Origin of the sequence: Pedobacter nototheniae (assembly GCF_004335085.1) — a bacterium.
Taxonomy (GTDB): Bacteria; Bacteroidota; Bacteroidia; order Sphingobacteriales; family Sphingobacteriaceae; genus Pedobacter; species Pedobacter nototheniae.
The window spans coordinates 382,989-397,077 of the sequence record NZ_RQRS01000001.1; the positions used below are offsets into that span (position 1 = coordinate 382,989).

Annotated in this window: 11 protein-coding genes; 7 read left to right on the forward strand and 4 right to left on the reverse strand. The window is 33.9% G+C overall.

Features of this window, described 5'->3' with window-relative positions; all coding sequences use genetic code 11:
• The first annotated feature begins 1 nt into the window (after position 1).
• The 7 genes from porG (at position 2) to murI (ending at position 6,934) form a co-directional block, all read left to right on the forward strand.
• Positions 2–811, forward strand: a complete 810-nt coding sequence (gene porG, locus EHC72_RS01670; RefSeq protein WP_131535739.1) for a type IX secretion system protein PorG — start codon at positions 2–4, stop codon at positions 809–811.
• Between the two features lie 19 nt (positions 812–830).
• Positions 831–1,571, forward strand: coding sequence for an isoprenyl transferase (locus tag EHC72_RS01675; protein WP_131535740.1), 741 nt, complete (start codon positions 831–833; stop codon positions 1,569–1,571).
• A gap of 150 nt (positions 1,572–1,721) precedes the next feature.
• Entirely contained in the window at positions 1,722–4,265 is a 2,544-nt protein-coding gene (bamA, locus tag EHC72_RS01680; protein ID WP_131535741.1) for an outer membrane protein assembly factor BamA, read from the forward strand.
• Between the two features lie 190 nt (positions 4,266–4,455).
• Positions 4,456–4,983: an OmpH family outer membrane protein gene (locus EHC72_RS01685; RefSeq protein WP_131535742.1), complete on the forward strand. Its 528-nt coding sequence runs from the start codon at positions 4,456–4,458 to the stop codon at positions 4,981–4,983.
• 110 nt (positions 4,984–5,093) lie between these two features.
• On the forward strand, positions 5,094–5,252 hold the full coding sequence (locus tag EHC72_RS23165; protein ID WP_449415925.1) for a bacteriocin-like protein: 159 nt from the start codon (positions 5,094–5,096) through the stop codon (positions 5,250–5,252).
• A 190-nt stretch (positions 5,253–5,442) separates the two neighbouring features.
• Positions 5,443–6,018, forward strand: a complete 576-nt coding sequence (locus EHC72_RS01690) for an OmpH family outer membrane protein (RefSeq protein ID WP_131535743.1) — start codon at positions 5,443–5,445, stop codon at positions 6,016–6,018.
• 97 nt (positions 6,019–6,115) lie between these two features.
• On the forward strand, positions 6,116–6,934 hold the full coding sequence (gene murI, locus EHC72_RS01695; RefSeq protein ID WP_131535744.1) for a glutamate racemase: 819 nt from the start codon (positions 6,116–6,118) through the stop codon (positions 6,932–6,934).
• 80 nt (positions 6,935–7,014) lie between these two features.
• Here murI and EHC72_RS01700 read toward each other — a convergent pair whose 3' ends face one another.
• From EHC72_RS01700 to EHC72_RS01715, 4 genes are all read right to left on the reverse strand, one after another.
• Positions 7,015–8,154 (reverse strand): cytochrome-c peroxidase, encoded by a 1,140-nt coding sequence (locus EHC72_RS01700; protein WP_131535745.1) that lies wholly within the window; start codon positions 8,152–8,154, stop codon positions 7,015–7,017.
• Positions 8,155–8,246: 92 nt separating this feature from the next.
• Positions 8,247–9,806 (reverse strand): DUF6850 family outer membrane beta-barrel protein, encoded by a 1,560-nt coding sequence (locus tag EHC72_RS01705; protein WP_131535746.1) that lies wholly within the window; start codon positions 9,804–9,806, stop codon positions 8,247–8,249.
• 9 nt (positions 9,807–9,815) lie between these two features.
• The gene (locus tag EHC72_RS01710) at positions 9,816–11,180 is read right to left on the reverse strand and encodes a DUF4876 domain-containing protein (protein ID WP_131535747.1); all 1,365 of its coding nucleotides are present in this window, start codon (positions 11,178–11,180) and stop codon (positions 9,816–9,818) included.
• A 10-nt stretch (positions 11,181–11,190) separates the two neighbouring features.
• Entirely contained in the window at positions 11,191–13,911 is a 2,721-nt protein-coding gene (locus EHC72_RS01715; protein ID WP_131535748.1) for a TonB-dependent receptor, read from the reverse strand.
• Between the last annotated feature and the right edge of the window lie 178 nt (positions 13,912–14,089).

The following is a 14,089-nucleotide window of genomic DNA, read 5'->3' on the forward strand; positions in this document are numbered from 1 at the left end:
TATGCCTATAAATAAGTCTATTTTAACTGTTCTTCTACTTCTTTTTAGTGCTGGGTTTGCCAGTGCACAAGAAGGAACATGGGAAATTGGCGTAGCTGGAGGCGCAGCTGGTTACATGGGCGATCTTAATCAAAATAATCCCTTACAAATTAGTGGTGTATCTGCAGGTGTTTTTGCAAAGCGAAACTTTAATCCTTATTTAGGCTTTAGGGCAAATTATACCTTCGGACAGGTAAGTGCTGATGATGCAAAATCTAGCAATGAACAATTTAGAGATCGTAACCTCCGTTTTAAAACAACACTAAACGAATTTTCAGGCTTATTAGAATTTAATTTCTTTGATTATAAACCAAGCGGCGGCAACAGAAGGTTTTCTCCTTATTTGTTTACCGGCGTAGGTCTTGTTATTTTTCAGCCAACAGCAAAATATAATGGAGAGAAATACCGTTTAGATAGGCTATCGACTGAAGGTCAGGAAAATGGATATAAAAATGCAGTAGTTACAATTCCTTATGGCGGCGGCGTAAAATACAATTATAAAGACACTTGGAATGTTTTTGCCGAAATTGGTTATAGAACGCCACTTACAGATTATATTGACGATGTTAGTGGTGTTTACCCTGTAAACCCAAAATTTGTAGGTAATCCGGCCGTAAATTTGACAAATCCGGCAGATCCTAACAACCCAAACTATAATAATATTGGCAAGCCTGGTACACAGAGGGGCGATTTTAGAAAAAGGGACACTTATCTATTTGTTAGTGTTGGCATATCTTTTACCTTTGTATCCTCAAAATGCTATTCCTTTTAAGCTGATTTTGATATAATTAATGGGATTTAAAGAACAAATAGACTATAGCCGCCTGCCAAAGCACATTGCCGTGATTATGGATGGTAATGGACGCTGGGCAAAAGGCCAGGGTAAAATGCGTGTTTTCGGGCATGAGCAAGGTGTACTTTCTGTAAAAGATATTGTAGAAGGCTGTGTAGATGTAGGTATTGAGTACCTTACGCTTTATGCTTTTTCTACAGAAAACTGGAACAGACCAAAAGAAGAGGTAGATGCTTTAATGCAAATCCTTATTTCTACCATAAATAAAGAAACCGAAACGCTTAATAAAAATAATATAAAGCTTAATGCAATCGGCAATATCTCTTCCTTACCGCAAGAATGTATTGATGATTTAAACGAAGCGATGGCTAAAACTGCGCACAACAAAAAATGTACGTTAACATTAGCCTTAAGCTATAGTGCCAAATGGGAAATTTTACAAGCAACAAAAAACATTGCGGCAGCCGTTAAAAATGGTTCTATTTCAATTGATGATATAGATGAAAACCTGTTTTCTTCTGAGTTAACTACTGTAAACATTCCTGATCCAGAATTAATGATTAGGACAAGCGGAGAGCACAGAATCAGCAATTATTTGTTGTGGCAAATGGCTTATACCGAATTTTATTTTACTGATGTTTTATGGCCGGATTTCAGAAGGGAAAACCTTTTTGAAGCTATTGTAGATTATCAAAAACGCGAACGCCGTTTTGGCAAAATTAGCGAACAATTAAACTAATTTTTCTTTTAACACTTTTTAACAAGCGTTTAAACTAACTTAGCACCACTTTTATACGATAAATGAAACCACAACAAGGGTAAACAATAAAGTAATTTCTCTTTATAAAACATTGTTACCTTCGTGGTCATTACTGAACAAATTATTTTAATGAAAAGAATATTTCAAGTTTTAATCCTATTAGTTTTAGCCACTCCGGCCTTTGCTCAAATACGTCCAACAGGTCAGGCTCCGGCAACACCCTCTTTCAAGGTTGGTGGCTTAGATCTCGATTATTTCAGTCCTAAAGAATTTATCATCGGTGGTACCACGGTTACTGGTACACAATACTTAGATAAAGAAGTATTGGTAACATTATCTAAATTAACCAAAGGTGATAAAGTAGTTCTTCCAGGTGAAGCAACTTCTGACGCAATTAAAACGCTTTGGGCACAAGGATTGTTTGACGATGTTAAATTAAATATCGAAAAATTTGTTCAGGATACTGTTTACTTCGAAATTGAAGTAGTAGAGCGCCCACGTTTAAGTTCAATCGATTTAAAAGGGATCCGTAAATCAGAAAAAACAGCCATTCAGGAAAAACTGAATGATAAAACTGGAAAAATTGTAAACGATAACTTATACAATACTACATCGGCTATTGTAAAAAAATATTTGTTAGATAAAGGTTACTTCTTTACAAAAATTAACTATACAACCCGTAAAGATCCAAACACTGAAAATAGTGTAGTGCTTGAAGCCAATATTGATAAAGGACACCGTGTAAAAGTTCAGCACATTGATTTTACAGGCAATAAGGAATTCAAATCAGCAAAACTTAGAAAGTATCTTAAAAATCCAAAGCAATTTGCCTGGTGGAGATTTTGGGGTTCAGGAAAATTCTCAAAAGAGAAATATGAAGAGAACAAAGTAAAAATGATTGCTAAAATGCACGAGAAGGGTTATCGCGATGCGGAACTTTTAAGCGATAGCATTTATCAGTTCAACGCTAAAAAGGTTAACATTAAAATGAACCTTTATGAAGGTAAAAAATATTACTTCGGTAAAATTACCTGGGCAGGAAACGCAATTTATCCAGATAGTATTTTAAATAAAGTATTAACTATCGAAAAAGGTGATGTGTTTAGCGAAGAGCGTTTAAATAAAAAATTAAATGGTGGTGGCGAAAATGGTGGCGATATTAACAGTATGTATACTGATAATGGTTACTTAACTTTTAACATTGATCCAGTACAAACCAAAATTTATGGTGATACCGTTGATGTGGAAATGCGTATGTATGAAGGGCCACAATATACCAACAACCGTATTACTTTGAAAGGTAACACCATTACCAATGATAAAGTTGTGTTGAGGGAGATTCGTACTAAACCAGGACAAAAATTCAATAAAAGTGATTTAATCCGTACTATCCGTGAAATTGGTCAGTTAGGTAACTTTGATGAATCTAAAACAGTACCAACTCCAAGACCAAACCCTGCTGATGGAACTGTAGATATTGAATATGCCGTAGAAGAGAAACCTTCAGATCAAATTGAGTTATCAGGTGGTTTTGGTGGTGGCCGTATTATCGGTACATTAGGTTTAACTTTCAACAACTTTTCACTTCGTAATTTATTCAACTTAAAAGCTTACAAACCACTACCAAAAGGTGATGGACAAAAATTAAGCTTACGTGGACAAACAAATGGTAAATATTACCAATCTTATAGTTTCTCTTTCTCTCAACCTTGGTTTGGTGGCGAGAAACCAGTTAGCTTTGGTGTAAGTGCATTTACTTCATTACAATCAAACGGTTACGATAGCAATAGTTCATTATATCAAAAAATTCGTTTAAATGGTGTAACTGTAAGTTTGGGTAGAAGATTAAACTGGCCAGATAACTATTTCCAATTAAGCCATGCAGTAAGTTTCCAACAGTATATTTTAAATAACTATACAGGATTTAAATTCTCAACAGGTACATCTTACAACTTTAACCTTTCTCAAGAAATTAGTAGAGATTCAAGAGATTCTCCAATTTTCCCTAAGTCGGGTTCATTTATCAGATTTACAATTCAGGCAACGCCACCATATTCATTGTTTAACAAAGTGAATTATGCAACAGCTTCTGATAAGGAGAAATATAAATTTACTGAATATCACAAATGGAAATTCGATTCGCAATGGTACCAACGTGTAGCAGGTAACTTCGTAATTAAAGCACAAGCACAGTTCGGTTTCTTAGGTACATATAACAGCGCAGTAGGTCAATCAGCATTTGAGCGTTTCAAATTAGGTGGTGATGGTATGCAAGGTTTCGATTACCTTCAAGGTTCTGAGTTAATCGCAATGCGTGGTTATGCAAACAATACGGTTATTCCGGTAGGTTCTAACCCTAATTTAGCACAAACATCAGGAAGTCCTATCTACACTAAATATGTTTTAGAAGCACGTTACCCGGTTATATCTAGCCAGCAAGCAACAGCATTTGTTTTAGCCTTTGCTGAGGGTGGTAACACTTGGGATAAGTTTAGTGAGTTTAATCCTTTTAACATCAGAAGATCAGTTGGTGTTGGTGCCAGAATCTTCTTACCAATATTTGGTTTATTAGGAATTGATTATGGATATGGCTTTGATGCAATCCCAGGTTTACCTGATGCAAACAAAGGACAATTCCACTTAAGTATTGCACAACAATTAGGTGGTTTCTAAATCTTATAAATCAATTATTTTAATTGATTAGAGATATTAATATCAAATGTTAAAAATAGTTAAAAGCCCAAGTTTTCTTGGGCTTTTGTTTTTTGGTAGTATCTTTGTAGCTTGCAGTAGCATAAACAATAATTTATATATTTGAGTTTATAACTGCTCAATTATTACTACTCATTAAACACACACACAAATGAAAAAATATCTTTTTATAGCTTTTCTGCTTTGCACATCCTTTGGGGCTTTTGCACAAAAATTTGCTTATGTAGATACAGAATACATCTTAAAACACATGCCTGAGTATAAATCGGCTTTAAGCCAATTAGAAGTTGCATCTAAACAATGGCAACAACAGGCAGATCAGAATTTTTCTGAAATTGACAGAATGTATAAAGCCTATCAGGCAGATCAAGTTTTATTAACTGACGATATGCGTAAGCGTCGTGAAAATGAAATTATTGAAAAAGAAAAACAAGCTAAAGAATTTCAACGTCAAAAATTTGGTCCAGATGGAGAACTTTTCCAAAGTAGAGCAAAATTAATTAAGCCTATACAGGATAAAGTTGCTGATGTAATTAAACAAATAGCAAAAGCTAAATATCTTGATTTTATTTTCGATAAAAGCAGCGAAGCTACAATGATGATTTACGCTAGTAGTAGCTATGACGTTAGTAATGACGTGATTGTGAAATTAGGATATAAGCCTGGGACTGTGAACTAATACAGCTCTCGTTTTTTTATCAGGGTTTTTGTGTAATAAATGTTTTACTTGATTAATTTACTACAAGGATGTTTTTTTTCTAAATTGGTGAATACTAAAAGAAAACAAATATGAAAAATCAAAAAAAACTAACAAAAGCTGAAATGAAAAATGTACTTGGTGGATATGATAGCCCACTTCCTCAAATTAAGTGTACTTGTGGCGATTTTACAACCTATGTGTATACTTTAGAAGGTTGCCTGGCCATGTGTGCTAATCAAACTACTTAATTATTAATTTCTTTAAAAATAAAGTGTTAAAAAAAGTTAAAAGCTCAGATGATTTTGAGCTTTTAACTTTTTTTTTATGGTATATTTGACACGCCATTAATAATTTAGATATTAATCAGACGTATAGTTTTTATTAAAAAACCTATTATTAATAATATAGTATAATATAAAAAAAAAGTAAAACAGAAAAATGAGAAAGTTAATTAACGTATTTGTTGTGGCAGCAGGGTTAGTGTTTACGGCTAATATGGCAAATGCACAACAAAAACTAGGTCACATTAATTCAGAAGAAGTATTTGCTAACTTACCTGAAGCTAAAGCAGCACAAACTACTTTAGAAGCTTTACAAAAACAGAAGCAAACTGATATTGATGGAATGATCAAAGAATATCAGACTAAAGCAACAGCTGCACAAGCAAAAGAAAAAACTTTAAGCGAAGCAAATAGAGAAGCGCTTACAAAAGAATTACAAGTAGCTTATGGTGAAGTTCAGGAGTTAGGAAAACGTATTGAAGATGCTCGTACTAAAGCTTCTCAAGACATAGGTACTAAACAAGGTGAATTATTTCAACCAATCCAAGCTAAAGTAGCTAATGCAATTTCATCTGTGGCTAAAGAAAAAGGATTAGCTTACGTTTTTGATATCGCAAATGGACAAGGTGGAAACAACCTAGTTTTCTGGGAAGGTGGTGATGACATCACTGGTGCTGTGAAAACTAAGTTAGGTATTACAGCTACTGCAAAACCAGCTGCACCTAAAAAATAATATTGATTGAAGATTTAATCTTTAAAAATTTTAAAACGGGATCAAGTTTAACTTGATCCCGTTTTTTGTTTTAAGCATTTTACTTGATATTTGTTCAATGAGTACAAAGGCACCAATTGGCATTTTTGATTCGGGTTATGGCGGTTTAACCGTATTTAGGTCCATTGCGGATGCATTACCCGATTACAACTATATTTACCTAGGAGATAATGCAAGGTCGCCCTATGGTGACCATTCTTTTGAAACGATTTATAAATATACTTTAGAGTGTGTAGAATGGCTTTTTAATCAAGGTTGCCCTTTGGTTATACTTGCCTGTAATACGGCTTCAGCAAAGGCGCTTAGAACAATCCAGCAAAGAGACCTGCCAACTAAGTATCCAGATAAAAGAGTTTTAGGCGTTATTAGGCCAACTGCCGAAGTTATAGATGGTTTTACCACCACGAAAGAAGTTGGAGTAATGGGTACGCGTGGAACGGTAAATTCAGAATCATACCTTTTAGAAATTAATAAGTTTTTCCCCGATATTAAAGTTTACCAGCAAAGTTGCCCAATGTGGGTGCCGTTAATCGAAAATAACGAGCATTTGCAGCCCGGTGCCGACTTTTTTATAAATGAATACTGTAATGCGCTAATGCAGCAATCGGAAGATATAGACTGCATCCTTTTAGCTTGTACGCATTATCCGCTGTTAATGCCAAAACTTAAAGTAATTTTACCCGATCATATTAATATTTTGGCTCAAGGAGAAATTGTAGCCAAAAGCCTTGCTGATTATTTAATAAGACATCCTGAAATAGAAAGTAATCTTGGTAAAAATGGAGATAAAGTATTTTTTACCAGTGGAGATACCAAAACATTCGATGAGCATGCATCAATCTTTTTTGGAGAAGAACTTAAATCGTCGAAGATGTGATTGTCGTTTCAAAAGATTTTAAACAAAAAATCCTGTTAGCTTTCGTTAACAGGATTTTTTAATATCTGATTAAGCCAAAATTATTTGGGTAATTGTTCCACACGAATTAAAATAGGAGGAGAAGATAAGGCATCCAAAAAGGCAATTACTGCATCTTTCTCTGCTCCACTTAACCTCAATCCTTTTAAAAGTTTATCGTTTTTTGGCAACAATGGATCATTTACCTGCTCTGGTTTAACCCTTTGCACAGGCATACCAATATTGTACATATTCATTACACCATCCATGCTTGCAAACAAACCATTGTGAAACCATGGAGCAGTTTTCATTACGTTTCTTAAACCTGGGGTTTTAAACTTACCCACATCTTCAGGTTTTTTAGTTACGTTATATAAGCCTAAATCTTCGTATTTACGAGCATAGTATGTTAAACCATCATTATGAAACTCATTATCAGTAAATAGCGGCCCATTATGGCAGTTGATGCAGCGAGCTTTGGTACGAAATAAGTGAAGACCAATAAGTTGCTGATCTGTCAATGCATTTTTATCTTTAGCTAAAAAGCGATCAAATGGGGTTCTTCTGCTCACAATACTACGTTGAAAAGTTGCTAAACTTTCGAAAATTCTTTGATTGGTAATTTGACCAGAACCAAAAGCATCTGTAAAATATGGTTTATAGCCTTTTATCTTACTTAGTTTTTTCGGGAGTGCTTTTATATCCTGATGCATTTCATTATGTGCCGCTACAGGGTTACCAGCTTGTTCCTCTAAGCTATTAGCTCTTCCATCCCAGAATAAGCGTTTGTAAAACCAAACATTTTCAAGCGATGGTGCATTTCTAATGTTATTCAAATGGTCATGTCCAACAGAAACCTGACGGCCATCTGCCCAATGTAAATCCGGAGCATGACAGCTTGAGCAGGAAATTTGATTTGAACCTGATAAACGAGGGTCGAAAAATAATATTTTACCGAGCTCAACAACCTTTTTAACCGAATCATTTTTTATATCAATAGGAGAGGGCGGGAGTTCTCCTAACTCTTGAAATACAGCGCCTTTATCAACCGTTGGCTTCGGCCATTGATCGGTAGGTTTAGCATATACTTTACGTAAACTGTCGATACTTAAATCATCTTCATTGTTAAATTCAGAAGATTGAAAAGAAAATAAAATCAGACCGGTGAGGATAATTGCCAGTCCGCAAAAAACTTTATTCATGGGCTAAAATAGAGATTTAAGATTATATTTAAGAGAGCTAGTCTTGTGCTAAGCCAAAATGACGAAGCCAAGGGGATTATAAATTAATTAGATTACAAGTACATATTGATACCGAGATGTAATACTGTTCGATTCCCATTGGGTACAAATGTTGGATTAAGATCGTTTCTTAATTCTTGGTTCAGCATATTGTTATAATTATAGTTAAAGTAAAAACCAAATTGTTGATTCTTAATTAACTTTGAAGTAATGTATTCTCCGCTAAGTTCTACACCTATAGTTTTAGCTTTAAAATAGTAATAATCCGTAAAAACTACATTTCTAATGAATTCTGTTAAAGAGTTTGGATTATATTTCAATGTTGCATTTAAAGGGAAGGAATAATATGGAGATAGAGATAAATTAAAACGACTTTTGTTATCGATCTGATGATATAATTTAGTACTTATACCTGCTTGTATCTGTTCGTAAGCTAAACCATCCGATTGACCTAAATCTTGTTTGTCATTTTGATTGTAAGCAAAGGTTAAACCTAATTCTTTCGAAGTCTTCTTATGTTTATTCCACAAATAATAATAAGACATATTTAAATTGAACGCATTAACTCTGTAATTCACTTTGTTAAGGCTACCCGAAGTTTTTAAATTACCGTCATAACCTTCATTATAAATAGCATTGATAGCAAGTTGTTGATTATTTTGGTTATCTTCTTTTTTAGTAATAAGTAAAGATCCAGAGAAGGTATTTAAATAAAAAATACCAATTGTGGCAAATCCTTTTACAGTTCTACCTCTATCGTAATTTTTGTTTTCAAATAGTTGATACTCTGTTGAAGCCTGAATATTCCAGTTACTCGAAGTTAAAGCGTACTCAATTCCCGCTCCTTTATAATTATCATATTTGTAAACGGTACTGCTGTCTTTAATTTTAGAACTCCCATAACCATAAAGCATATAATGAATCCGATCAGGATAATCAAAGCTCGATTTAAAATTATCGTTTTTATACGATAGTGAAACTGTCTCATCAGCTTTTCCTAAAATTCCATATACTCCAATCACCTGTTTTTTAAACTTAAAAGCTATACCAGGCTTTACTTTAACAATAAAACGGTTGGAACTTAGGCGAGGGTCTACTGTGCCATAACTTTCGTGTTTATGGTAGTCTAAGTTAAGATAAGACAATATGTGATCGTTAAATGCAGAATAACTTAATGATGTTTTGATAATGTAGTTTTGCCTTGTATAGTGACCGCTTTTATTGGCGTAAGGATAATAGGTGGTGAAATCTTCGAGATTGTTTTTTTGCCCATTAGCCAAACTATCTTCAAAAGACTTATTAAATTCGAAACTACCTGCAATTCGAAACCTACCTAAAACATTAAAACCCTGTGCAAGGAATTTAGGTGAATTTATTTTGTATGCTTCCTGTGCTCTTCTAAAGCCACCATTTTCATGCTTAAAATCCAATTGTAATAAACCATAACTCTTTAAGTCCGATCCATTCGAAAACGTTGGAGATAGTAATCGATTTTCGACCAGTTTTTTATCTTGGTTGAAAATATAAACTGAATCTTTTCCGTTCTGCGCATACGCAAGAGCGGAAAAGAAAAGTAAACTTAAAACTATGGTTAAAAATTTATTTTTTAACATGTATTCTGATTAGTTAAGAAATGAAGCATTATCCTTATACGGATTTGCTTTTGTTAATACTCCAAAGTCTGTTCTGGAATTATTGGTGTCTTGTAAAACACGTCTGCCCGCTATTGTTTTTGCAGTTTTTCGAATAATAGACTGGCTTGAGTATGGTCCTCCTGTTATTGAGGCAGCACCTGAATCATAAGCCATTGGTAATCTTCTTGGAGTTTGATCAGAAGAAATTACAGCTTCTACCTCAACAGCATCAATAATGTATTTTGCCGGTAATTGTGGATATAAAGTTGTGCTAGAGGTTATAGTTGTAACCGTAGGAATTGCATAAGCTGGTAAATTATTTAAATCAACCGATTTATCTACTTTTAAAATTGCATAAGAATCCTTTCCTTGCGGATTTAAAATCATATCCCTCATATTTGTAGCGAAAAGTGTTTCCATGTTTGGTACACTCGGGTTACGTATGTCGCTGGTAAACATTGTTCTTCCTGGTTGTACTTTTTGTTCGTATGGATACATCCAAACTTCAAAATCAGCATTCGCCAAGTTCACAGTTAAATCAGGATTGATAATGCCTATTGTAGTGCCCGCAGTATTGCTGGCATATGGTTTAGTGTGATCAACTGCCGTTTGAGCAATTACGATACTTTTACCTGGTAATACTGGATATTTTTTGCCTGTACCATCACTTGGTATCATAAATATCGCTTTTGCGTAAATATAATCATCATTTGCATTGCCAGTATATTTAATGCCTACAGATTTGCTCCAGTCATATTGGTTATTTGGTAAAGAATAATTATCAGTAGTTTTGCCATTTTTACCATAAGCAACTACCACCAATAAGCTATCGGCATATAAAGTTTCTGATGTGTTATTATAAATTTCTATAAATTGATCTCTTGTTATTGCACCTGATGATGTATTAGAGCCTGCAAAGTAAACTTGTTTAATAACAAAGCCACCAATAATTTCACTGTTAATTAACTGAATTTTTACGTCGCTGTTGGCAAAATAAGATTGATTATCCAATGAGTAATTCAGATAGTAATCTCCTTCATGAACGGTGCCGGTTAATTTTGTAAATTCTTCTTCAGTAATTTTCAAGGATACATTAATACTGTATACACCTGGTGCTATACTCTCTAATGTTAATTGACCCTGGTGATTGGCTTTTAACGAATATTTTGTGTTGTTGGCCTTATTAATTAAGGTAACTTCAGCTTTTTCAAAAGGGACTTCAAACCAAACTTTAGCAGGATCTACACTAAGTTGGATATTTATGTTCACCGGTTTTGCTTCTTCCTGATTTTTTTTACAGCCTACGAAAATTGTTGCAAGTAGGAGAAATAATATTGATAGTTTTTGTTTCATAATTATATAATTAAAGTTTTATAGAAATTCCGCCGGTTACGCTAAGAGGCGAAGAATAAACAATGGTTGTTGTAACACCCGTATCTGGATTTAGATAGCTATATTCTGGGCGGAGGTTAAACGTATTGTAAGTTGTTATTGCAATTCTAATTCGCTTATTAATTTCTTTTGCCACCGACATGGAGAATACAGCATAAACTAATTTCTGATCGGTATTTGTAAGCTGTAAATTTCTTGGTGGAATACCACTGCTTTGTCCTTCTGGCAATGCCACAGCCTGCATGCTTTGATTCAAATACCCTACGGCCGGTTGAATACTGTTAGAATATTGCGAGTTTAATTTATTGGCCCAATAAATATCAGTGTTCGTCATTACAACAAAACCTATCTTAGGAATATGAGTGGTAGTGTTTAATTTGCTCGTAATAACATATTTTTGATCTTTAGTGGAGAGATTATATAGCCCATAATTAATATTTTGTCCATTTATTATGACTGGAGTGCTTAATGGAACAATATCAAGGGTAGGATCACTCTCTTTAGATATGATAAAAGAAGTACTGGTTGAAATACTTGTATTTATTGCAGGTATTTTATTAAAACTTATGCTCCAGTCAAATCCATATGTATCAGAACTTTTAACATTAGCGATTTTGTAATATGATTTGTCAAAATAGTTGGTAAAAGTTCCATTTTCCTGATAAACTATTTTTTTTAAACTTGCATCATAGTTATAATTATAGTTAGGTAAGGTAAGTTGTTGATATTGCTTTATTGAGCCAAAACCATCTGTGTTGCCCTTGTAAAAAGCATTTAAACGCATGCTTAATATTTTACTCTTAAAATTTAAGGTAAATTCTGCCTGAGAAGATTTACTTGGTTTTAAATCAGGATTAGCACCCTGAATTTTTTCTGTATACACTAAATATAATGCAGTACCATTAGTTTGTGCAAAAATTAATGGAATATCTAACCAGGCTGGTGGTGGATAACGCTGCGCCAGAGTTGGCGATTTTGATGAAATGCCATAGGCTAAACCAAAGCTCCACTGGTTATTTAAAGTTATTTGCGTATTTAATCGAGGTTGTATAGATATAGATCCATTCTGAGAATCAAAACGAACACCTAAATTAGAAGATACTTTTTTCCCAAATAGTCTATAGCTAATATTGTCAGTAAAATAAATACCAGAATTAATAGCCGAGGGTATTAGCTCAAATGAATATGGGCGAATATTAGTTCCACTAACATTGATAAATCTTGGTCTGTCCGGATCGTAGGCAATTCCTTTTCCGCCGTTGTTGCTATAACAACTATTAATGCCGTAAGTTAAGGTATGGTTTGTATTGCCAATACTCAGTAAAGAAATAAATCTTAAATTACCACTTGCAGTAATGGGCCTACCTATAATTTGTTCCATTGACATGTATTGCCCGCCTAAAACCACGCCTTCATAGATTCCGGTGGTATCTTTTGCAGTATACGCCTTGGGTGGTTGATTAAGTAGTTCTTCTGAATAGCTACTCTGATTAGCATACGAATAAGATAAAACCAAACTGACACTATTTAAATACTTAGATGCCACTTTAAAGTCAGTTGTGTTAGATAATCTTATTCCATTCTGTTTAGAATAATACTGCTCTTTTTTGTTATCGTCAGGATCAAGTTTAACCTCGTCAACCTTACGGCTATAATCAATACTGAACTTATTTCTGATAAATTTATTAATGTTGTACTGCCAGCGTACCGAAGCTGAATATCGTCTGTATTCCTGAAAATTATCAGTTGGTTTATTGTTCGAAATTGCGTAATTGAAATCCGTAGTTAATCCACCTAGTTTATGAGGAAGATTAAAACCTTTATTTAACGAATAATTGCCTGCCCCTGCATTAAGATTTGTAGTAAATTGTAGAGGTGATTTACCAGCCTTTCGCTCAATTATGATTGCACCATCTGTTAATTCGCCATATTCTGCTGATGCAACTCCTTGTATAACTTCAATCTTTTCGATCGATTCTACAGGTATTTCTCTCAAATCAATACCTCGAAATGGAACATCACCAGCAAAGCCGCCAGTTGTAGCAGGTAGTACCGAACCAGCCATTCCACGTTGTGCAACAGGTCTGGATTGCATATTTGCATCGTTAGAAAGTGTAACACCGTCTACAATAATTGGAATACCCAATGAATTGTTTAAATCGTAAGTGCCACCAAGTGTATTTCTTAGTGTAAGTGTTTTAGGCGAATTGATATCAGGTGCAACAAGTTGTTTTCCCGGTAAGGTATTTAATACATCCATCAAGCTAAATGCCTGGATTCTTTCAATTGCTTCTTCGTCAAATGTGATTGATGAAATTGAGTTTTTAGTTTTAGAATAGTTTGAACTAATCTCAATATCTTGAAGTGTTAGACTACTTTCTAACAAAACAACATTAACTTCATCTAAAAAATTCTTACGATCGACTTTTCTCTCTGTAGATTTTTTACCAACGGCACTTATTTTTATACTAATTTCATTAATGTTGGACGGAAAAGAAATAGAAAACTTGCCTTTATCATCCGTTATAGAATATAATTGCATTTCCTCACAAAAAACAGTCGCAAATTCTACTGTTTGATTTTTATGATCTTTTACTGTACCTCTTAGGATAATGCTTTTATTCTGTGCATGTAATGGTGCAGCTTTGAATAAAAATACAATGAAAATTATAAAGATGTATAATTGTTTCAATTTAGACTAATTCTAGTTACCGGCGCAAAGGTGTAAAAATTACACTTACTTTGCAAATTATTTAGAACGATTCTAATTAATAATACAGCTAAGGGTTATTAATGATTAAAAACACCGTCTGTCAGCTAAACCTCATCATTAATAAAAGAAAGCATTTTTGTTTAGGTTGTAATGGTTT